We start from the raw sequence: 20,647 nt of genomic DNA, 5'->3' as shown, positions 1-20,647 counted from the left end.
ACGGTGGGACGCATGACCGACGAGACGAAGCAGGCGGCCGTCGAGGCCGCGCAGCGCGTGGTGGACAACGTCAGCTCCTACCAGTACAGCGCCGAGGACGCCGACATCGCCCAGCAGCTCGACGAGGGCCTGGCGGAGGCGCAGGTGAGCCTCGGAGCCGACGAGCGCACCCGCATCCTCGAGGAGATCGACGCCCTCAAGGACGAGGAGTCGGGGACGCCGCAGGTCCGCTCGGCGGACCCGGTCGAGTGAGGTCGGCATGGACGTCCGTGGACTGCTGACCGAGGGCTTCGGCCGCATCACCGAGCTGTACGCCGGCCTCGTCGAGGGGCTCGACGACGAGACCCTGCACACCCGACCGGGCGGCTCCGGCAACCCGATCGGCTGGCTGCTGTGGCACCTCGCTCGCGTGCAGGACCACCACGTCGCCGGCCTGGCGGGTCAGGCGCAGGTGTGGGAGAGGTTCCAGGAGCGGTTCGGCCTGCCCCACGGCACCGACGACATCGGCTACGGCCACACCAGCGCGCAGGTCGACGCGCTCCGGATCGAGGACCCCGCGCTGCTGGCGGACTACCACCACGAGGTGACGCTCGCGACCGCGCGCTACCTCGAGTCCGTGGACGAGGACGAGCTCGAGCGGGTCGTCGACGAGCAGTGGGACCCGCCGGTCACCGCCGGCGTACGCCTCGTCAGCATCCAGTCCGACTGCCTCCAGCACCTCGGCCAGGCCGCCTACGTGAAGGGTCTGCTCGGCTCCTGACGTTTGCTCGACACGGTGTCGGGTAGGAGGTGCGCGCAACGACGCGACGAGTGGGGGAGTGGCAGTGACGAGGAAAGAGGACATGGGCGCGAGCCTCGAGGAGCTGCTGAAGGGCGGGCTCACGGAGGTTCCACCGATCGCGGATGCGTTCACGAACGCCAGCACCACGCTGTCGGGGATCTCGACGGGCGGGATGTTCGCCGACGGTGGTCCCTTCGACAGCAACAACCCGAAGGAGGCCATGGCCTCCCTGATGAGCGCGATGGCCTCCTCGACGCAGAAGTCCGGCGCGGTGCTCGACGACGTGGCCCAGGCCCTCGTGACCACGGCCCGCGACTTCGCGAAGACCGACGACGAGATCAGGCGCGCGTTCATCGCCGCGGGTGGGACGCTCGCATGAGCGCCTTCGACATCGGCTGCCAGGTCGGCGCCAAGGCCTCCGAGCTCATCGACGGCACCCCGCCCGGCTACACCGTCATCGGTGGGAAGTACGGCGACATCGGTCCGTCGTTCGGGCACTACGACGGGCTGCCCGGTGACAGCATCACCGGCTCGTGGCCGTCCTTCGCCACCGCGCTGAACAGCGTCGCCATCGCCGGCCAGGGCTCGTCGGGCGTGATCGCCGACGCCGTCACGGTGACGCCCAACGGCGTGTTCGCCAACATGGAGCGGATCGCCACCGACGTCGACGACTGGAAGGGCTCGGCCGCGACCGACTTCACCGAGAACTACAAGGCGCAGCTGCCCTACGTCGCCGACGCGAACTTCACCGGCATCTCCGTGGCCATCGCGGCGCTCGAGGCGCAGAACGAGCTCTACACGACGGCCTACGAGTCGATCATCGACATCGGCAACAAGACCCTCTCCGCCCTGGAGGCGGCCGACGGGCGCGGTGGCGCGGACGGGAGCTTCGCGCTGACGGTCCTGGCGGCGGTCGGGACCGTCGCCGTCACCGTCGCCAGTGCCGGGACGGCGGCCGTCGTCATCGCCGTCGCCGCAGGGGCGGCGTCCGTGGGCGCCTCCGCCACCTCCCTCGACTTCAGCGCGGGCGACCCCGAGGGCGTGATGACCCAGTTCTACGACGCGGTCGACAAGGTCGAGAACCACGTCAAGACCCGCCAGCAGGAGATCTCTCAGGGCCTGCGCGACTACGCCGCGGCGGTCAACGCCGACATCAACAGGACCGACTTCGCCGAAGGAGAGTTCCCTGCCTTCAAGTTCAAGCCCACCGGCTTCGCGCAGGGTCCCGGCAACCTCGGGGGTTATGACGGATGAGTGAGACGCAGCTGCAGTACGTCCCGCAGGCCGACGGCCACGTCAGCCCCTTCGGCAGGGCCGTGGACGCGATGCACGTGAGCGCGAGCACGGCCGGTGACGCCCTCTTCGCGGAGATCAACGGGTGGTACGCCGTGCGGGTGGGCATCGCTCCCGGCCACGCGGAGCGCACCTCCGACGCCGAGATGGCCGCGCAGGTCACCCAGCTCGCGCGCCTGATCTTCGTGGCCCGCACACGTGAGTACTACCGACTCATGGACGTGCACCTCCAGCCCAACCCGGTGTCCCTGCGCCGCACGCGCGACCACCTCGAGTCGTCCGTCGAGGACAAGCAGGTGACCGGGTACGCCGCCGGCGGTGCGGTCGAGGTGACCTCGATCGGCATGAAGCAGTTCGTCATCCAGCTCCAGCCGGGCACCTGCGAGCGGCTCGGGAGCGACGGCCTGGGGGCCGCCCTGACCACCGCCGCCAACGAGATGGTCGCCGCCTGGCTGCTGGTGCTCGCCGACTACAAGAAGCAGCTCTGGAGCCGATGAGGAGCCGGGCCGCGAGCGTGGCCGGGAGCCTGGCCCTGGCGTCCGTGCTGCTCGTGAGCGCGTGCGGTGGCGACGAGTCCGGCTCGGCGCAGGCCGGGGACCTGGTCCGCGGGCGCCTCGGTGAGGTCGAAGGCACGACCCACAGCCTCCTCCTGCCCAACGGCCTGCTCACCGTCGTCGCGGCCGAGGGGCCGGACTCGATCGGTCCGACCGACGCCGCCGACGGCCGCGAGCACCCGGCGCCGGACGGCGCCGAGTGGCTGACCCTCGACTGGGAGCTCAGCCCGGGGGAGGGCCTCGACCCCTTCCAGCGCACGCTGATGGAGGACACCGCGCAGCGCACCACGCTCGAGCTGGTGGCCGGTGACGCCACCACCGAGCTCGGGGACGCTCCGGGCTCGACGTCCACCCCGACCGAGGTGCGCACCGGCGGCACCGTCTACGTCGCGGTCGCGTCCGGGGAGTCCCCGGTGGTCGAGGTGACCTTCGACGGCGTGACGACCAGCCTCGACCTCGACACCGGCTCGGCCACGGGCGACCGCGCCGATGCGCTCGCGGACCTCGCCGCGCCGGAGTCGGCCGAGTGCCCGCCCCTGAGGGGCACGGGGGTCTCCGCCGACGTCGCCTGCACCTACACGCTCACCAGGGTTCCCTACCTCAGCGGCCAGGGCTGGTCCGACGGCGACGGCTGGACGGTGGCGCAGGTCGAGACCCGCATCGACTCCTTCACCCGCGCGGGGACGACGTACGACGTGCAGGGGGCTGAAGACGCTTCGGGGTTCGACGGCACGACGGGCGAGTCGACCGTGGTCGACGAGCGGCTCACCAGCCTGGTCACGCGGGTCGTCGTCGACGGCAACCCGAGCACGCTCGACATCGCGCGCACGCTGACCGGCCTGCGCGCCGACGGACAGGGCCCCGAGGACGCGAGCGCGGAGCTGACCGGCACGGTCGAGCTCGGCTGAGGCCTTAACCGCACGTTGAGGGACTGGGGAAGCGGCCTTATCCCGCCTCCCGGCACTGTGGTCGTCGTACGCACGAGAAGACGACCACAGGAGCAATCACGATGAACACCCTCAGCCGCCGCACCCGCCTCGCGACCGCCGCCGTGCTGGCCCCGCTCGCCCTCGGACTCGTCGCCTGCGGAGGCGACGACGACTCCGACGACGCACCGGTCACCAGCGCGTCCGGGACCGCGGCGCCCAGCGAGGGTGCTGCGTCCACCACGATCGAGGGTGACGTGGAGACCGCCGCCCAGACGGCCCTCGGCGAGGTCGACGGCACCGTCTTCTCCGTCGACCACGACGGCCAGGGCTGGGACGTCACGATCGTGACCGCCGACGGCGAGGAGAACGACATCGAGCTCAACGCCGACGCCACCGAGGTCACCCGCGGCCCGGTCGCCGACACCGACCAGGACGCCGACGACGCTGCCGAGCGCGAGACGCTCCTCGGTGCCTCGCTCGACTACGCGGCGGCGATCGAGGCCGCGGCGGGCGAGGTCCAGGGGACGGTCACCGGCGTCGACCTGTCCGACGACAACGGCACGGCCGTCTGGGAGGTCCAGCTCGACGAGGACACCCCGAACGAGTCCACGGTCGACGTCGATGCCGAGACCGGCGAGGTGCTGAGGGTCGAGCTCGACGACTGAGCCTGCCTGCGAGACTGGCGCCATGCCCGCCGAGCTCGTCGTCCGCGCCGCCGGCCACTCGCCGGTCAAGGGCATGCGGCACCTCGCCCAGCCGCGGGTGGAGCTCGACGAGCACGGCCCGGTCGGCGACCGGCGCTGGTGCGTGGTCGACGTACGTGCTGGAAAGGTCCTGCGCACCGTCCAGCACACGTCGCTGATCAGCGTCGTCGCCCGGCAGGACGATGACGTCCTGACCATGGAGCTGCCGTCGGGGGAGTCGGTCGCGGCCGAGCCCCGGGCCACCGGCGAGACGATCACCTGCGACTACTGGGGGAGGGCCGTCCCGCTCACGCTGACCGACGGTCCGCACGCCGCGATGCTCGGCGACCTGCTCGGTGTCGACGTACGACTCGCTGCCGCGCCGCGCGGTGGCGTCGTGTTCGCCTCGCCGCTCACGATCCTCGGCACGGCCTCGCTCGCCGCCCTCGCCGAGGAGCTCGGCGAACCAGTGGATTCGGCCCGGTTCCGGGCGAACCTCGTCGTCCAGACCGACGAGCCCTGGCAGGAGGACTCATGGCGCGGAGCGGAGGTGCGTGTCGGCAGTGCGCGCGTGCGGATCGGTGGGCCGGTCCCACGGTGTGCGGTCGTCGACCACCATCCGGTGACCGGCGAGAAGGACGTCCGGCTGCTCAAGGCGCTGGTCCGGAGCCGCCCCACCAACCGCGCCGGGGAGCCGTTCCTGGGCGTGTACGCCGACATCGTGCGGCCCGGATTCGTGCTGGGACAGCGCTGAATTCACCGCGAGGGCGCATACTCGACGCAAATGACTTCTTCGCACGGCTCACGGCCGAAGCACCTCTCGAGCAGCCCTTTCAAGCCCAAGGTCGAGCCCGAGATCGAGGTGTTCGAGGTGGGTGACCGCGTCACCCACGACCTCTACGGCCTCGGCCGGGTCACCAAGATCGACAGCCACGCGGTGACCGTCGACTTCGCGGGGCAGACGGTGCGCATCCAGCCGCCGTACTCCAAGCTGCAGCACCTCTGACCTCGGGTCCCCGGCAGCGGACCACCGCCCCGACTGGTCCGCATGACCAGAACGGCTCCGGTCCGGTGGCTGCTGGACAGTGATGGAAGCGCTCTCATAGCGTGACGGGCGTCACCAATCTCTCGGGAAAGAGGTTCCGTCATGCGCACCTTCCGCGCGCTCCTCGGCCTGTTGGTCGCCCTCGCGATCGGCTTCACGCTCGCCAGTCCGGTCGCCCCGGCGGCCGCCGCCGGCCCTGACCGGTTGCCGTTCAACATCACCAACAACTCGCAGCGGGGGGAGAACGTCTTCCTCTACGTCGTGGGTGTCGACCTCACGTCCGGTCGCCTCGGCTACGTCAGCCAGGACGGCACGTTCACCGCATGGTCGGGCGGGACCAACCCACCCAGCCCCGCGCCCGACGTGTCCATCCAGATGGGTGGCTCCGGCTCCAGCACGACCCTCAACGTGCCCCGCGGCTTCTCCGGCCGCCTCTACATGTCGTTCGGCGAGAAGCTGCCCTTCTCCCTCACGCCTGACGGCCTCGTGCAGCCCGCACCGTGGGCGCCGGGCGACGCGTCCGAGAACATCCTGTTCGACTGGAGTGAGTTCACCTACAACGACGCCGGTCTCTGGCTCAACAGCTCGCAGGTCGACATGTTCGCCGTGCCGCACGCCGTCTCGGTGACCGAGGCCAACGGCACCTACCTCGAGACCGGCAAGCTCAAGGCCGGCGGCCGCGACGCCGTCATCAACGGCCTGCGCGACCAGGGCGGCTGGGACGGCCTCATCCGCACCCGCGGCGACGGCATCGTCCTGCGCGTGCTCGCCCCCGGCAAGGGCGCGGACTCGGGATCGTTCGACCCCGACTACCTCGCCCCCTACATCGACGAGGCGTGGGGTGCGTACGCCAGCAAGACGCTCACCGTGCAGCCCTTCGGCGACCGGCCGGACGTGAAGTTCTTCGGCACCACCTCGGGCAGCACGATGAGCTTCACCGACACCACCGGTGCCCAGGTCGCGTCGTTCCAGAAGCCCTCGACCAGCAACGTCTGGGGCTGTGACGGCAACCTCGGTGCGCCCAACGACCAGGTCGTCGGCCCCATCGCCCGCACCCTCTGCGCGGCCCTCCACCGCTCGACCCTGGGTCGCCTCGACACCCAGCCCAGCGGCACGGCGGCCGACTTCTACCAAGGCGACATCACCAACCACTACTCCCGCCTGATCCACCAGAACATGGTCGACGGACGCGCGTACGGCTTCGCGTTCGACGACGTCCAGGCCCAGGAGTCCCTGGTCCACAGCGGCGACCCGCGCCAGGCCGGGATCACGCTGAATCCCTTCTGACCAGGACCTCAGAAGCGCTGTGACGCCGGGTCACGTGCTGTGCCCACCCCTCTGCAGCAGGGTGGGCACAGCCACGAACCCGGCGTCGCAGCGTCGGTCAGAGGCGTTCAGGCCAGCCTCGCCTTACTGGAATCGTTCAAGAAAAGACGGTTAGGTAGGCGTCAGCACACCGATCCGACCCAGATCTTTGAGGGAGAGCCATGACCCAGACCGCCACCTCCAGCGCCACCACCCACACCGCGCACCCCGCCTTCCAGGCCTCCGAGCGCCTCGCCGGCCACCTCCAGCAGCTGCTGGTTGACCTGACCGACCTCCACCTCCAGGGCAAGCAGGCCCACTGGAACGTCGTCGGCAAGAACTTCCGCGACATGCACCTCGTCCTCGACGAGGTCGTCGACGCCGCCCGCGCCTTCTCCGACGACGTCGCCGAGCGGATGCGCGCCGTCTACGTGACCCCCGACGCCCGGGCGAAGTCCGTCGTCGCGCAGACCTCGCTCGCCGAGTTCCCCGCCGACGAGGTCAACACCGGCGACTGCGTCAACCTCATCGTCGCCGCGCTCTACGCCGTCGCCGGCACAGGCCGCCGCATCCACGACGAGGTCGACTCCGAGGACCCGACCTCCGCCGACCTCATCCACACCATCCTCGAGCGCATCGAGCAGCTCGCCTGGATGATCGACGCGGAGAACCGCATCGCCAACAGCAGCCTGCCGCGCTCGTGGAGCGAGTGATCGCGAGCACCTGAGCGGCGTACGCCGTCTCGTCGACACCACGTGAGCAGGGCCGGTCCTCCAGGGCCGGCCCTTTCGCGTGCCCGGGGTCAGGCGAGGAGTGACGGCAGCAGCGAGTCGACGCGGCCGCTGAGGATCGAGAGCGCGTGCTCGCGGTGCTCCTCGGGGCCGGTGGCCCACGACAGGAGCGTCTGCACGAAGAGCCCGTCGAGCATGCCGTAGGTCGTCGACGGGTCGAGGGCGGGCTCCTTCTCCGCCAGCTCGGCGTACTGCGACACGACGCGCCAGATCATCGCCTCGAGCTGTCCGTCGATCTCGAGGACGACCTCGCGCAGCGCCGGTTCGAACATCGACTGGTTGCGCAGGTCGTACCAGAGCTGGTGCATCGGACCCTCCTCGCGGATGGTCTCGGCGAGCTTCGCGGCGAAGCGCGACTGGAGCTCGCCCGCGGACGTCGAGGTCTCGACAATCTCGTCGTAGCGCGTCACGCACGTGCGCTTGTAGTAGCGCACGCAGTAGGTGATGAGCTCCTGCTTGTCGGCGAAGTAGTAGTGCACGACCCCGTGCGAGAACGGTGAGTGCTGGGCGATCTCGCGCAACGAGGTCTTGGCGTAGCCGAGCTTGCCGAGCGTGACGAGCGCGGACTCCGCGAGCTGGTCGCGCCGGTTGTCGTGCTTGCTCGCGCGGGCCGCAGCGGACGCCGCGGGGTCAGCGACAGCGGGTGCGGACGACGGGCTCATGGGGCGATCCTACGCCTTCACTCGTTTTCTTGACATGTGTCCAAAGATTTCCTTGACAGTCGTCAAGAAGCGGGGCCACTGTGATGGTCACCACACACCGCTCGACGATTTTCGAGGAGCCCCGGATGACTGGAATGGACCTGACCGGCCGCGTCGCACTGGTGACGGGAGGCGCCCAGGGACTGGGCGAGGGCATGGCCCGGGCGCTCGCCGCGGCCGGGGCGAAGGTGATGATCGCCGACGTCAACGAGGCAGGTGCCGAGACAGCCGCCAGCCTCGGCGACGGCCACGGCTTCACGCACCTCGACGTGACCGACGACGCCGGGTGGGAGGCCGCGACCGCCGGGTGCGTCGAACAGCTCGGCGGCCTCGACGTGCTCGTCAACAACGCCGGCGTCGAGATCAGCAGCCTCATCACCGAGGTCCAGACCGACGACATCCGCAAGATGCTCGACGTCAACATCCTCGGCACCGCCCTCGGTCTCAAGCACGGCCTGCGCACCATGCGTCCGGGCGGTGCGGCCGGCCAGGGCGGCTCGATCATCAACATCGCCTCGGTCGCCGCGACCATCGCCTTCCCGGCGATCTCGATCTACTCCGGCACCAAGTCGGCCGTCGACCGGATGACCCGCGTGGCCGCGATGGAGTCCGGGAAGCTCGGCTACGGCGTCCGCGTCAACTGCGTCTACCCCGGTCTCGTCCCGACCGCGATGGGCGCCGGCCTCGCCACCGACATGGCCGAGCTCGGGCTCTACCCCAGCGTCGAGGCCGCGATCGGCGCCGTCGTCGAGCTGACCCCGTCCGGCCGCCTCGGCGAGGTCGAGGACATGGCCGACGCCGTGGTCTTCCTCGCCTCCGACCAGTCGCGCTTCGTCAACGGGGCAGGCCTGCCCGTCGACGGCGGCATGGGCATGTGACCGGGACCGACGAGACACCAGAGACCAGAGGAGATCGCCATGAGTGAGAAGAAGGTCGTCGTCTACGGAGCGTCCGGCTACACCGGCCGCCTGATCTGCGAGTACCTCCGCGAGTACAACGTCCCGTTCGTCGCGGCCGGCCGGAGCCAGGAGAAGCTCGAGTCCTCGATGGCGACCAACGTCGCCGGCATCGAGACCGCCGACTACGAGATCAGGACCGTCGACCACGACGTCGAGAGCCTCGCCGAGCTGTTCGACGGAGCCTCCGTCGTGTGCAACACGGTCGGCCCGTTCAGCACCCTCGGCCCGACCGTCGTCGAGGCCGCGCTCAAGGCCGGCGTCCACTACACCGACACCACCGGCGAGCAGGACTGGCTGATGGACTGCGACGCCACCTGGGGCGAGAAGTACGCCGAGGCCGGGCTGCTGCTCTCGCCCGGCATCGCGCAGATGTACACCACCGGCGAGATCGCCGCCCAGCTCTGCCTCGAGAAGCCCGGCCTCGACACCCTCGACATCGCCGTCTTCTGGGGCGGCTCCCCGACGATCGCCTCGACCGAGACGATCCTCGTCAACGCGGCCTCGTCGGCCGCGCACTTCCTCGAGCAGAACGCCTACGTCCCCTTCGACCCGGGGCAGGGGCTCGTCCCCCTGGTCGTCCCCGGCCAGCACGAGCTGGCCCAGTCCCTGCCCTGGGGCGGGACCTCGCACCCGGTGTGGTTCAAGCGCGACCCGCGCGTGGCCAACTGCAAGGCGCAGGGCGGTGTCTTCAACGCGGCCCTGATGAACGGCGTCCCGCAGATCGTCGCCGGCGCCCTCGAGGCGACGAAGGACATGAGCGCCGAGGACCGTGCCGCTGCCCTCACCGCGACGGCGCGCCAGGTGATGGACCAGATGCCGCCGCGCGAGAACCCGCGCGTCAACAAGTCCCTCGACTCGGTCCACGCCTCCGGACCGCTCGGTCGCGCGCACTGCGTGATCCACGGCAACAGCAACTACAAGCAGACCGGCCTGATGCAGGCGTACGCCGCCTACTCGCTGCTGCAGCAGCCGCCCAGGCGGGTCGGCTTCGCGTCGGGCTGCCAGGCCTTCGGGCACCACGAGCTGCTCGGGGTGCTGCGGACGTTCGGCCTGGTCTCGACGCCGGTGCTGACCACGCAGGACTGACGGCGGCGCGACGTGCGGCTCCACGACTACCTCGACAAGGGCGCCAGCCTCGGTGCCGACCGCCCCTGCCTCACCACCGACGGCACCTCGATGTCGTACGCCGACGTGGTGGGGCTGTCGCGGGACGTCGCGGCCGCGCTCGTGGCGCGCGGCCTCGAGCCGGGTGGCAGGGTCGCGATCCTGTCAGCCAACGACCCGGTCGCTTTCACCTGCGTCTTCGGGATCAGCCGGGCGGGCGGTGTCTGGTGCCCGATCAACCCGCGCAACGAGGCCTCGGAGAACCAGGAGCTGCTCGACCTCTTCGGGGCCGAGGTGGTGATCTACCAGTCCGGGTTCTCCTCGCTGGTGGCGGCGATCCGCGAAGCGCTGCCCGGCGTGCACACGTGGGTCTGCCTCGACGCCGTCGACGACGGGTCGCTGACGTTCGACCACTTCGTGTCGTTCGGTGAGCCCGCCGCCGTGCCCGCCCTCCCCGATCGCCCCGGTGCCGACGAGCTCGCGATGCTCGTCGGCACCGGCGGCACGACCGGACGGCCGAAGGGCGTGATGCTCACGCCCACCAACCTCGAGACCATGACTGCCCTGACGCTGATGGGCTACCCGTTCGACGGTCCCCCGGTCTACCTCGCGCTCGCGCCGCTGACCCACGCCGCAGGGGTGCTCTGCTTCCCGGTGCTGTCGCTCGGTGGCGAGGTGGTGATCATGCGCGCACCCGACGTCGGTCGCTTCCTGGAGCTGGTCGAGGCGCATCGGGTCACCCACACGTTCCTGCCGCCGACGCTGATCTACATGGTGCTCGGCAGCTCGGCGCTCGAGACGACAGACCTCTCGAGCCTGCAGTGCTTCTGGTACGGCGCCGCGCCGATGTCGGCGTCGCGGCTCGAGGAGGCACTGGCCCGGATCGGCCCGGTCATGGCGCAGCTCTTCGGCCAGACCGAGGCGCCGATGATGATCTCGATGATGCCGCCGGCCGACCACTTCCTCCCGGACGGCTCGGTCGCGGTCTCCCGGCTCACCTCGGCCGGCCGCCCGTCACCGCTCGTGACGGTCGCGATCCTGGACTCCTCCGACCAGCCGGTCGCGCCGGGGGAGCGGGGTGAGATCTGTGCGCGCTCCTCGCTGGTGATGGCGGGCTACTGGAAGAACCCGTCCGAGACGGCGTCGACGCTGGCCAACGGGTGGCTGCACACCGGCGACATCGGGTTCCTCGACGACGAAGGCTTCCTCCACATCGTCGACCGGGCCAAGGACATGATCATCACCGGCGGGTTCAACGTGTACTCGACCGAGGTCGAGCAGGCGGTCCTCGACCACCAGGCCGTCCAGGACTGCGCCGTCATCGGGCTGCCCGACGAGAAGTGGGGCGAACGCGTCGTGGTCGTCGTCCAGCCCCACGCCGGGGCCTCGGTCGACCCCGCCGAGCTCACCGCCTTCGTGAAAGCGCGCATCGGCTCGGTCAAGGCACCGAAGGAGGTCCACGTCTGGGACGACCTCCCCCGCTCCAAGGTGGGCAAGGTGCTGAAGACGGAGATCAAGTCGTCGTTGGCGACGTAGCGCGAGTCTCGTCGCGGGCGGCCGCACCATTCCACCGCGTGGGGAACCGTCGGGCTCCTTGAAGGCTGGTACGACTACCCGTTGGTTCCCCGGTCGTGTACGTCCCCGGTGAACATCTCGATGTCCTCGAGCGCGTCGGCGGCAGCGCCCGCCAAGTCGGGGTCGCTGGCCATCGCCTGGAGGTGCGCAACGACGACGTCGGCATCGATAGAGCGATGGACGCGTGCGATGTGTCCGAGAGCAACGACCGAGGCGCGCCTGACCTGAGCAGATGGGTGAGACCCGAGCTCGATCGATCGGCCTGTGAGCCACTCGGGTTCCGCCCCTTGCAGCGCAAGAGCGATCAACCTCGAAATGATGAGGTCGGGGTCGTCGGCCTCGATGGCCGCCGCCAGCAGGAGGGGACTGGCCTGATCTGGTTCCTCGTACCGATTCACGATCCACCTCTCGTCATGGCCCGGCCCTTGCGGTCAACCACTCCCGCTTCGACCAGTGCGCGTTGCATGGCGTGACTGAGCTCGCCCCAGCTGCGCACGTGGCCATGAAACACGCCAGGCGTTGTCTCGTCGAATACGACGAACTCCTCCGTCTTGCCGTCGTATGCCACGCGGCGGGTGGTCGTGCTCGGATTGACTGCCACGCTGTCCTCAAGTGCTTGCTGGCCGTTGCGCGGCCCGGCAGCGGCGCGCCCATTGGGTCGACTTCCGTGCTTGGGACTGGCTTCGAACCTGGCGTCCTTCGAGAGCCACGCGAGCGGGTGCCTCAGCTCACCGCGCTCGTTGCGCGCCGGCACCCGGAGCCAGCCTTCGACCCGAGTTCGGAGGTCGGCCAGGTCGTCGAGCACCCGCTGGAGCCGGGCAGAGGCGGTGGCGACGGAGGCGCGGAGGGCGGTCAGGAGCGCGACGAAGCGGGGGAACTTCTCGCGGATCTTCGCGACAGCTGCGGTGGCCGAGGCGCCACCGCCCAAGCTGCCGGAGATCGCGGTGGCGATGGTCGAGATCGCGACGCCCTCGACGATCATCCGGCCGATCTCCTCGAGGAGGGCTCGTGTGCGCTCGCGGGTGTCGTCGATCGCGTCGGCGTAGTCGTCGCACGCGGTCGCGAGCGAACCGAGCTGCCAGGCGGTGTCGAGGACGAGGTCGCGCAGGTCAGCCAGGGCATCGGCGGCGACCGGGATCTCGGGGGAGCGCTGCGACTCCAGGAAGGTGATGGCGGCGTCGACGTGGTCGGCCAGCCCGTCGGTGGAGGCGGCCGCCCGTCGCCACGCGGAGGCGGTCGCGCGGAGCGCCGTCACGTCGCCTCCCGGCCAGACGAACCCCTCGACCTGGTCGAGGATCCACCGATCGACGGCGCCGAGCGACGGCTCCTGCGCGCCGAGGCTCGACGGCGGCCGCGGAGGACTGACCCGGACGAAGGCATCGTCGTCGAGGCCCCGGCCGCTGTAGGCCGACACGGCATGGGCGGCCGCGGCCTCGGCCTTCGCGTGCTCCGAGCCCGTCGCCGCCAGCAGCCGACCGGCGCCGATGAAGGCGTGCGTGAGGTCGGCCAGGGCGGCGAGCGCTGCCGGTGCGCTGGCGTCGTACGCCCGGGCGAAGCTCGCCGACGTGGCGTCGTTGCCGGCCATCCCGGCCCCCGCGACCAGCCGCCCGGCGAGGGACTGGGTGAGCAGGGCCGAGGTCTGGTTGGCCGCCAGGCAGGCGTCTGCCGCCCGGGTGAACCCTCCGCACTCCACTGAGATCCGCACCCCTCCACCTTCAGCGGCAGAGAGGTCCCGTCACCACCCGTGCCGGACGATCTGTGGAGAACTCGCTCAGGCGCGCACGAGCCGCCAGCGCGCGAGGTTGGCGTCGACGGCGCGCGAGTAGTGGCCGTCGGCCGCATCGGCGATGCCGCGCAGGGCGGACAGGGCCGTGACCATCTCGTCGCGGTGCCCGCGCCAGTCGGCGTACGCCGTCCGCTCGGCGTCGGCGGCCACGCCGAGCCACTCCTCTCCCAGGGCCGCCTGCGTGCGGTCGACCTCGGCGGCCAGGGCGAGGAGGTCGCGGTGGCAGGCTCCCAGCTCGCGCACCGCGGCGCGGAGCTCGTCGAGGTCGATGTCGAAGGCCGTCATGCCGGTGTCACCCGAGGCGGCGGTCGAGCTGGCGCGGCACGACGACGATGCTCTCGTCGACGTCGACGAGCTCCTCGCGCGCGAGGTCGAGGGCGGCGAGGAGGGCCGACAGGGAGTCGATGACCTCGTTGGCCGCGTCGTCCCACTCCTGCCAGCGCGTGGTGAAGTGCGCGGAGGCGTCGCCGCGCCACGACGCGAGCAGCGATCCCACGGTCGACTCCGCCGTGCGGCGACGCGCCTCGATGTCCTGCAGCCGTGAGGACAGGCTGGTCGAGGCCGTGGCGTGCGCGTTGCGGTCGAGGGCGAGCTTTCCGGAGACGATCATGTCTAGACCATCTCTTGCCCGGCCGTCCCGACAACAGACCCTTGACACGATCTGTGGACAACCGAGACGGCCTCTTACGGCGAGCCCACCCGCACGGGTCGGCAGGTTGTGCCGTCGGCGCTGACGCCTAGGGTGAGGCAATCGAACTGGGAGGTTCTCTCGTGGACACCATGACCCCGGTCTACGGCTCGGGCACCCTGCTGCTCATCGCTGCCGCGGCCGTCGCCCTGCTGCTCGTCCTGATCATCGTGCTGCGGATGCACGCGTTCGTCGCGCTCGTGCTCGTGAGCCTCGGCACGGCCGTCGCCGCTGGCGTGCCGGTCGCCGACGTGCCGACCATCGCCATCGCCGCCTTCGGCAGCACGCTCGGATCGGTCGCCCTGCTCGTGGGGCTCGGCGTGATGATCGGCCGGCTGCTCGAGGTGACGGGAGGCGCCCAGGTCCTCGCCGACAGCCTCATCAGCCGCTTCGGCGAGAAGCGCGCACCCCTGGCGCTCGGCGTCGCGGCGCTGCTCTTCGGCCTGCCGATCTTCTTCGACGCAGGCCTCGTGGTCTTCCTGCCGATCATCTTCTCGGTGGCGAGGCGCTTCGGCGGCTCCGTCCTGCTGTACGCCCTGCCCGCAGCCGGCGCATTCGCCGCGATGCACGCGATCGTCCCGCCGCACCCGGGCCCCGTCACCGCCGCCACCGAGCTCGGCGCCAGCATCGGCCTCACCCTGTTGGTCGGCATCGTGGTGGCCCTGGTCGCCTGGTTCGCCGGTGTCTACGCGGTCACCACGTCGTGGCTGGGCAAGGTGCACGTCCCGATCGACGACTCGGTGCTCACCGGCGGTCGAGAGGACGTCAGCGAGGACGCCCGTCCGGCCTTCGCCCACGTGCTCGGCATCCTGCTGCTGCCGGTGCTGCTGATCGCCGGCAACACGATCCTCACGACGCTGCGGACCAACGAGACGATCGGCGCGGACAACGGTGTCGTGGACGCCTTCATCTTCATCGGCCAGACCCCCGTCGCGCTCCTGATCGCCCTGCTGGTGGCGACCTACACCCTTGCGATCAAGAGCCACACGCGCGCGGAGATCGAGGGCCTGCTCAACGACGCGCTCGGCCCCATCTGCGCCATCATCCTGATCACCGGTGCGGGAGGCATGTTCGGCGGGGTGCTCCGCTACAGCGGCATCGGTGAGGCGCTCTCCGACTCTCTGGCGGACCTCGGATTGCCCCTGATCGTCTCGGCCTTCGTGATCGCCACGATCCTGCGCGTCGCGCAGGGGTCGGCGACCGTGGCGCTCACCACGACTGCCGGTCTGCTCTCCGCCGCCGTCACCGAGGCCGACCCCTCCTCGCTGCAGCTGGTCGCGCTCGTGCTGGCCATCGCGGCGGGCGCGACGGTGCTCTCCCACGTCAACGACTCGGGCTTCTGGCTGGTGGGGCGCTTCTTCGGCATGGACGTGAAGACGACGCTGCGCACCTGGACGGTGCTCGAGACGACCCTGGGCCTCAGCATCTTCGTGCTGGCGCTCGGCGTGTGGGCCATCGGATGACCGGCGCGACGCCGCTGCACCTCGTCTTCATGGGCGTCTCCGGATCGGGCAAGTCCACGGTCGCCCGGGCCGTGCAGGGCCTGCTCGGCTGGGAGACGGCCGAGGGCGATGACTTCCACCCCCCGGCCAACGTCGAGAAGATGAGCCGGGGCGTCCCGCTCACCGACGACGACCGGTGGGGCTGGCTCGAGTCGCTCGCGCAGTGGACGGCCGAGCGCGACCAGCGCGGCGAGCCGACGATCATCACCTGCAGCGCGCTGCGGCGGGCCTACCGCGACGTGCTCCGCACCGGCGGGGCCGGCACGTTCTTCGTGCACTGCACGGGTGACAAGGGGCTGCTCCTCCAGCGGATGGAGGCACGCGCGCACTTCATGCCGCCGAGCCTGCTGGAGTCGCAGCTCGACACCCTCGAGCCGCTGCAGGCCGACGAGGACGGCATGGACGTCGACCCCGCCCTGCCCGTCGACCGGATCGCGGCGATGGTCGTGGCGCGGCTCGGAGTCAGTTGAGGACGACGATCCCGATGTTGAGCGCCGTCGCGAACAGCACCCACGCGAGGTAGGGCACGAGCAAACCCGCGGCGACTCGGGAGGTGCGCCACGCCAGCGCCACCAGCACGGCGACCGCGACGTCGAGCGCCAGGATGTCGACGAGCGCGAGGACGTAGCGGTCGGCGGAGAAGAAGAGCGGAGTCCAGGCGAGGTTGAGCACGAGCTGGCCGGCCCAGAGCCACAGGACCCCGTCCCACCCGCGCGCCCGCCAGAGCAGCCACCCGGCGACGCCGATGAAGAGGTAGAGGACCGACCACACCGGCCCGAAGAGCCAGCCCGGCGGTGCGAACGGGGGGAGCTCGAGGGCGTCGTACGTCGAGCGCGCGGAGGCCGCGGCCAGCCCACCGAGGCCGGCGACGGCGATCACCGCGACCAGGAACGGGGCGAGGGTCCACCACTGACGGGCGGGCGGAACGGTCGGGGCGTGCGTGCTCACCCGACCATCCTGCCCGCCCACCGGTGACGTCGGTTCACCCCTGGCGGCGGGCGCGGAGCGTCGCGTCGGCGATGTCGATGTCCTCGCCGGTCTCCGGGTGCCTCTGCGTGCGGGGACGCGACTCGCAGACCTCGACGACGAAGTCCTCGTCCAACGCGGGGAGCAGCTGGTCGGCGGTGTGCATGAAGCTGTGGTGCCCGCTCCGCAGCCCGGTGTGGATGTCGTTGGGGGCGTGGCCGACCACGAGCAGCGTGCCACCGGGCGCGACCGCGGACGCGAGTCGGCGTACGACGTCGACCATGCCGCCGTCGGGCAGGTGCACGAAGTGCGCGGTGACCAGGTCCCAGGTCTCGCCGGCGGGCTCGAAGGTGCGGACGTCGATGCGGCGCGTCTCGACGCGGTCGGCGACACCGGCCTCCTCGGCGTGCTCGCTCACCCGGGCGAGGGCGGCCTCGGCGAAGTCGGACGCGGTGACCTCCCAGCCCCGCTCGGCCAGCCACAGGACGTCACCGCCCTCGCCGCAGCCGACGTCGAGCGCCCGGCCGGGGGTGAGGTCGGCGGCCTCGGCGGCGAGCTGGGCGTTGACCTTGCCGCTCCAGACCTTGTCTCCGGAGTAGCGCTCCTCCCACGCCGGTTGCTCGAAGAAGTGGGCGCGCTTCTCGGCGACCGCGGCGGCGGCCTCCTCGCCGGCGAGCTCGGCGTTGATCCAGGCACCGACGCGCACGCCGTGGGCCGCGGAGGCGATGAGGATCATCGAGACGTCGGTGATGTTGCCGGCGGCGAATATGCCGGGCACGGACGTCGCTCCGGTGTGGGGCTGGACCTCGACCACGGAGCCGAACGTGACGCCGTTCATCTCGAAGGGGACGGGCTCGATGCCGAGGGGTGCGAGGTAGTCGGCGCGCGCGTGCACCTGCGAGGCGACCACGATCGCGTCGCGCTCGAGGAGGGTGCCGTCCGCCAGGCGCAGGCCGACCAGCGCGTCGCCGTCCGTCACGACCTCCTGGGGCGTCCCGAGGACGATCTGCACGCCGATCGCGCTCATCTTCTCGAGCTCGGCGTCCGGGACCTCGACGTCGTCGAAGACGACCAGCGTGACGTCGTCCGACAGCTGGCTGAAGAGCAGGCCCTGGTGCCCGGCCATCGGCGTGGTGCCGAGGACGACGATCCGCTGGTCGCGCACCTCCCAGCCGTGGCAGTAGGGGCAGTGCAGGACGTCCTTGCCCCACCGCTCGGCCAGGCCCGGCACGGCAGGGAGCTCGTCGACGACGCCGCCGGCGACGAGGATGCGGCGTGCGGTGACGCGGCGCCCGCCCTCGGTGGTGACGAGGAAGGAGCCCGCCTCGCCGGACAGGCCGGTGACGCGGTCGGCGAGGATCTCGACGCCGTACTGAGCCACCTCCCCGCGGCCGATCTCGAGCAGCTCGAGGGGGCTGACGCCCTCGCGGCCGAGGTAGTTGTGGGCGTGGTCCGCGGGCGCGTTGCGCGGCTCGCCGGCATCGATGACCAGCACGGACCGCTTGCTCCGGCCGAGGGCCATCGCACTGCTCAGGCCGGCCGCGCCGCCGCCGATGACCACCACGTCGAAAGTCGTGTTCTCACTCATGCAGACGATGATGCACAGTCGTTCGCGGTATTGACAAACATTCTTGCCGTAATGGCAAACTCATCCACATGGACGACGACGACGTGCTGCGCGGGGTGGGCCCGCGGCTGCGCCAGCTCCGGCTCGAGCGCGAGGCCACCCTGGGCGACCTGGCGGAGGAGACCGGCATCTCCGTGAGCACCCTGTCGCGGCTCGAGGCCGGGCAGCGCAAGCCGACCCTGGAGCTGCTCCTCCCGCTGGCGCGAGCCCACCGGGTCGCCCTCGACGAGCTCGTCGACGCACCGGAGACCGGTGACCCGCGGATCCGCTCGAAGCCGGTGGTCCGGCACGGGCGCACCTTCATCTCGCTCACCCGGCGTCCCGGCGGGCTCCAGTCCTACAAGATCCTGATGCCGATCGAGGACGAGCCGTCGCCGGTGCTGCGCACCCACGAGGGCTACGAGTGGCTGTACGTCCTGAGCGGCCGCGTCCGCCTGATCCTCGGCACCCGTGACCTGACCCTGGGCCCGGGCGAGGTGGTGGAGTTCGACACCCGCACCCCGCACTGGCTCGGGAACCCGGGGCCGACCGTCACCGAGGTGCTGGCGATCTTCGGGCCGCAGGGCGAGCGGATGCACGTCCGCTCCTGAGGGTGGTGCGTCCTGTCCGGCGGAGGTGGCACGGTGGGCGCATGGCGATCCGCACCGGCACGACCGTGAAGTGGAAGTGGGGCTCCTCGTGGGCCGAGGGGAAGGTCACCGAGGTGCACCACGACGACGTCTCCCGCACCACCAAGGGCGAGAAGATCACCCGCCACGGCAGCGAGGACGACCCGGCCTACGTCATCGAGCAGGAGGACGGCACCACCGTGCTCAAGCTGCAGAGCGAGGTCGAGCGGGCCTGATCCGTAGGTTGGGGGCATGACGACCCGCTGGCTGTTCGGCGACCAGCTCGGCCCGCACTTCACCGACGACCACCGCGGGCCGCTGCTCATGGTCGAGTCGCTCGCGGTGCTGAAGCGGCGACGCTTCCACCGGGCGAAGGCGCACCTCGTGCTGAGCGCGATGCGCCACCGCGCGGCGGAGTTCGGCGACCGGATGCCCTACGTCAGGGCCGAGACGTACGCCGAGGTGGTGGCCGACGTCGAGGACCTCGAGGTCGTGCACCCGACCACCTTCGCCGCCCTGGGCCTGGTCGAGCGGCTCGGGGCGACCGTCCTGCCGCCGCGGGGCTTCGCCACCCCGCGCGAGGACTTCGAGCGCTGGGCGGGCGCGCGGGGGAGCCGGCGGCTGGTGATGGAGGACTTCTACCGGCGCGCGCGGCTCGCGCACGGCGTGCTGCTCGACGGCGGCGAGCCGGCCGGCGGCCAGTGGAACTTCGACCACGACAACCGCGAGCCCCCGCCGCGCGGGGCGACGACGCTGGGCGTCACCGAGCCGTGGTGGCCCAGCGAGGACGACATCGACGCGGAGGTGCGTGACGACCTCGACCGGTGGGAGCGCGACGGCACCCTGATGTTCCTCGGTCGTGACGGCGACCGGCTCTTCCCCGCCACCCGGCGCGAGGCGCTGGCCGCCCTCGACCACTTCGTCGAGCACCGGCTGCCGGAGTTCGGCGCGCACGAGGACGCCATCCTCGAGGGCGACCCGTGGATGGCGCACAGCCTGGTCAGCGCGCCGATGAACCTCGGCCTGCTCGACCCGCTCGAGGTCGCCGAGCGGGCGGAGGCGGCGTACCGCTCGGGGGCTGCACCGATCGCCAGCGTGGAGGGCTTCGTCCGGCAGGTCATCGGGTGGCGCGACTACGTCTGGCACACGTACTGGCACCAGGGCGACGCCTACCGGGGGGAGAACCACCTGCGCGCGAGCGAGCGGCTCCCGCAGTGGTTCGCCGAGCTCGACGCCGATGCGACCGACGCGCGCTGCCTCTCGCACACCCTCGGCCAGGTCGCCGAGAACGGCTGGGTGCACCACATCCCGCGGCTGATGGTGCTGGGGTCCTACGCCCTCCAGCGCGGGTGGTCGCCGCGGCAGGTCACGGACTGGTTCCACCGCGCGTTCGTCGACGGCTACGACTGGGTGATGGTGCCCAACGTCGTCGGCATGTCCCAGCACGCCGACGGCGGCACGATGATGACCAAGCCCTACACCTCCGGCGGGGCCTACATCTCGAAGATGTCGGACCACTGCGGGTCGTGCCGCTTCGACCCGAAGGTCCGGGTGGGGGAGGACGCGTGTCCGTTCACCGCCGGCTACTGGTGGTTCCTCGACCGGCACCGGGAGACGTTCGAGGGCAACCACCGGATGTCGCGCGCCGTGAAGGGGCTCGATCGGCTCAAGGACCTCGACGAGCTCGTCGAGCAGGAGTCCGCGCGAGGCAACCGCGCGCCCTGAGGTTTGGCGCGGCCGGAACGGGTGA

26 protein-coding genes are annotated in these 20,647 nt (G+C 71.0%); 19 read left to right on the top strand and 7 right to left on the bottom strand.

Translation table 11 applies throughout. The annotated features are described in order from the left end of the window. Window positions 1-12 precede the first annotated feature (12 nt). The 11 genes from BLV76_RS03180 (at window position 13) to BLV76_RS03130 (ending at window position 7,303) form a co-directional block, all read left to right on the top strand. A complete protein-coding gene (locus BLV76_RS03180; protein ID WP_090967832.1) occupies window positions 13-252 on the top strand; it encodes a hypothetical protein in 240 nt (79 codons plus the stop codon). A gap of 7 nt (window positions 253-259) precedes the next feature. Next, window positions 260-760 carry a mycothiol transferase gene (locus BLV76_RS03175; RefSeq protein ID WP_090967831.1) on the top strand — a complete coding sequence of 167 codons (501 nt, stop codon included), beginning with the start codon at window positions 260-262 and terminating at the stop codon, window positions 758-760. 82 nt (window positions 761-842) lie between these two features. After that, window positions 843-1,160 (top strand): hypothetical protein, encoded by a 318-nt coding sequence (locus BLV76_RS03170; RefSeq protein WP_090967830.1) that lies wholly within the window; start codon window positions 843-845, stop codon window positions 1,158-1,160. After that, on the top strand, window positions 1,157-2,035 hold the full coding sequence (locus BLV76_RS03165; protein WP_090967829.1) for a hypothetical protein: 879 nt from the start codon (window positions 1,157-1,159) through the stop codon (window positions 2,033-2,035). The genes BLV76_RS03170 and BLV76_RS03165 overlap by 4 nt, the downstream gene beginning before the upstream one ends. Then, the gene (locus BLV76_RS03160; RefSeq protein WP_090967828.1) at window positions 2,032-2,571 is read left to right on the top strand and encodes a YbaB/EbfC family nucleoid-associated protein; all 540 of its coding nucleotides are present in this window, start codon (window positions 2,032-2,034) and stop codon (window positions 2,569-2,571) included. Before BLV76_RS03165 ends, BLV76_RS03160 begins: the two co-directional genes overlap by 4 nt. Then, complete coding sequence (locus BLV76_RS03155) at window positions 2,568-3,536, top strand: hypothetical protein (RefSeq protein WP_139306452.1); 969 nt, start codon at window positions 2,568-2,570, stop codon at window positions 3,534-3,536. The genes BLV76_RS03160 and BLV76_RS03155 overlap by 4 nt, the downstream gene beginning before the upstream one ends. A gap of 101 nt (window positions 3,537-3,637) precedes the next feature. Further along, entirely contained in the window at window positions 3,638-4,222 is a 585-nt protein-coding gene (locus BLV76_RS03150) for a PepSY domain-containing protein (protein ID WP_090967826.1), read from the top strand. Between the two features lie 22 nt (window positions 4,223-4,244). Beyond that, window positions 4,245-4,994, top strand: a complete 750-nt coding sequence (locus tag BLV76_RS03145; protein WP_090967825.1) for an MOSC domain-containing protein — start codon at window positions 4,245-4,247, stop codon at window positions 4,992-4,994. A gap of 30 nt (window positions 4,995-5,024) precedes the next feature. Next, window positions 5,025-5,246 carry a peptidylprolyl isomerase gene (locus tag BLV76_RS03140; RefSeq protein ID WP_090967824.1) on the top strand — a complete coding sequence of 74 codons (222 nt, stop codon included), beginning with the start codon at window positions 5,025-5,027 and terminating at the stop codon, window positions 5,244-5,246. Window positions 5,247-5,387: 141 nt separating this feature from the next. Continuing rightward, a complete protein-coding gene (locus BLV76_RS03135) occupies window positions 5,388-6,572 on the top strand; it encodes a beta-1,3-glucanase family protein (protein ID WP_090967823.1) in 1,185 nt (394 codons plus the stop codon). A gap of 200 nt (window positions 6,573-6,772) precedes the next feature. After that, window positions 6,773-7,303 (top strand): Dps family protein, encoded by a 531-nt coding sequence (locus tag BLV76_RS03130; protein ID WP_090967822.1) that lies wholly within the window; start codon window positions 6,773-6,775, stop codon window positions 7,301-7,303. 89 nt (window positions 7,304-7,392) lie between these two features. On the opposite strand, the gene BLV76_RS03125 is transcribed toward BLV76_RS03130, so the two are convergent. Continuing rightward, entirely contained in the window at window positions 7,393-8,043 is a 651-nt protein-coding gene (locus BLV76_RS03125; protein ID WP_090967821.1) for a TetR/AcrR family transcriptional regulator, read from the bottom strand. Between the two features lie 125 nt (window positions 8,044-8,168). On the opposite strand from BLV76_RS03125, the gene BLV76_RS03120 reads away from it, so the two are divergent. The 3 genes from BLV76_RS03120 to BLV76_RS03110 are packed head-to-tail and all read left to right on the top strand — an operon-like array spanning window position 8,169 to window position 11,681. Next, a complete protein-coding gene (locus tag BLV76_RS03120) occupies window positions 8,169-8,960 on the top strand; it encodes an SDR family NAD(P)-dependent oxidoreductase (RefSeq protein WP_090967820.1) in 792 nt (263 codons plus the stop codon). 39 nt (window positions 8,961-8,999) lie between these two features. Next, window positions 9,000-10,127 carry a DUF5938 domain-containing protein gene (locus BLV76_RS03115; RefSeq protein WP_090967819.1) on the top strand — a complete coding sequence of 376 codons (1,128 nt, stop codon included), beginning with the start codon at window positions 9,000-9,002 and terminating at the stop codon, window positions 10,125-10,127. A gap of 12 nt (window positions 10,128-10,139) precedes the next feature. After that, window positions 10,140-11,681, top strand: coding sequence for an acyl-CoA synthetase (locus tag BLV76_RS03110; protein ID WP_090967818.1), 1,542 nt, complete (start codon window positions 10,140-10,142; stop codon window positions 11,679-11,681). A 74-nt stretch (window positions 11,682-11,755) separates the two neighbouring features. On the opposite strand, the gene BLV76_RS03105 is transcribed toward BLV76_RS03110, so the two are convergent. The 4 genes from BLV76_RS03105 to BLV76_RS03090 form a co-directional block, all read right to left on the bottom strand. Next, window positions 11,756-12,118, bottom strand: a complete 363-nt coding sequence (locus BLV76_RS03105) for a hypothetical protein (RefSeq protein WP_090967817.1) — start codon at window positions 12,116-12,118, stop codon at window positions 11,756-11,758. Next, window positions 12,115-13,425 carry a hypothetical protein gene (locus BLV76_RS03100; protein WP_139306451.1) on the bottom strand — a complete coding sequence of 437 codons (1,311 nt, stop codon included), beginning with the start codon at window positions 13,423-13,425 and terminating at the stop codon, window positions 12,115-12,117. The genes BLV76_RS03105 and BLV76_RS03100 overlap by 4 nt, the downstream gene beginning before the upstream one ends. Before the next feature lie 66 nt (window positions 13,426-13,491). After that, entirely contained in the window at window positions 13,492-13,791 is a 300-nt protein-coding gene (locus BLV76_RS03095) for a WXG100 family type VII secretion target (protein ID WP_090967815.1), read from the bottom strand. A gap of 7 nt (window positions 13,792-13,798) precedes the next feature. After that, a complete protein-coding gene (locus BLV76_RS03090) occupies window positions 13,799-14,116 on the bottom strand; it encodes a WXG100 family type VII secretion target (RefSeq protein WP_090967814.1) in 318 nt (105 codons plus the stop codon). A gap of 170 nt (window positions 14,117-14,286) precedes the next feature. On the opposite strand from BLV76_RS03090, the gene BLV76_RS03085 reads away from it, so the two are divergent. Then, a complete protein-coding gene (locus BLV76_RS03085; RefSeq protein WP_245734865.1) occupies window positions 14,287-15,657 on the top strand; it encodes a GntP family permease in 1,371 nt (456 codons plus the stop codon). Further along, window positions 15,654-16,166, top strand: coding sequence for a gluconokinase (locus BLV76_RS03080; RefSeq protein ID WP_090967812.1), 513 nt, complete (start codon window positions 15,654-15,656; stop codon window positions 16,164-16,166). Before BLV76_RS03085 ends, BLV76_RS03080 begins: the two co-directional genes overlap by 4 nt. On the opposite strand, the gene BLV76_RS03075 is transcribed toward BLV76_RS03080, so the two are convergent. Together BLV76_RS03075 and BLV76_RS22980 are read right to left on the bottom strand one after the other, a co-directional pair. Further along, entirely contained in the window at window positions 16,159-16,644 is a 486-nt protein-coding gene (locus tag BLV76_RS03075; protein WP_090967811.1) for a TspO/MBR family protein, read from the bottom strand. The genes BLV76_RS03080 and BLV76_RS03075 overlap by 8 nt on opposite strands. A 34-nt stretch (window positions 16,645-16,678) precedes the next feature. Continuing rightward, a complete protein-coding gene (locus BLV76_RS22980; protein ID WP_090967810.1) occupies window positions 16,679-18,250 on the bottom strand; it encodes a bifunctional NAD(P)/FAD-dependent oxidoreductase/class I SAM-dependent methyltransferase in 1,572 nt (523 codons plus the stop codon). Between the two features lie 68 nt (window positions 18,251-18,318). Here BLV76_RS22980 and BLV76_RS03065 point away from each other — a divergent pair, with 68 nt between their 5' ends. The 3 genes from BLV76_RS03065 to BLV76_RS03055 are packed head-to-tail and all read left to right on the top strand — an operon-like array spanning window position 18,319 to window position 20,622. Continuing rightward, window positions 18,319-18,879, top strand: coding sequence for a helix-turn-helix domain-containing protein (locus BLV76_RS03065; RefSeq protein WP_090967809.1), 561 nt, complete (start codon window positions 18,319-18,321; stop codon window positions 18,877-18,879). 41 nt (window positions 18,880-18,920) lie between these two features. After that, complete coding sequence (locus BLV76_RS03060) at window positions 18,921-19,133, top strand: hypervirulence associated TUDOR domain-containing protein (protein WP_090967808.1); 213 nt, start codon at window positions 18,921-18,923, stop codon at window positions 19,131-19,133. A gap of 16 nt (window positions 19,134-19,149) precedes the next feature. Beyond that, window positions 19,150-20,622 carry a cryptochrome/photolyase family protein gene (locus tag BLV76_RS03055; protein WP_090967807.1) on the top strand — a complete coding sequence of 491 codons (1,473 nt, stop codon included), beginning with the start codon at window positions 19,150-19,152 and terminating at the stop codon, window positions 20,620-20,622. Window positions 20,623-20,647: the final 25 nt, after the last annotated feature.

The organism is Nocardioides exalbidus, from assembly GCF_900105585.1.
Classification (GTDB): domain Bacteria; phylum Actinomycetota; class Actinomycetes; order Propionibacteriales; family Nocardioidaceae; genus Nocardioides; species Nocardioides exalbidus.
The sequence above is the reverse complement of the archived record's forward strand: the minus strand, read 5'-3'. Positions and strand labels throughout refer to the sequence as shown.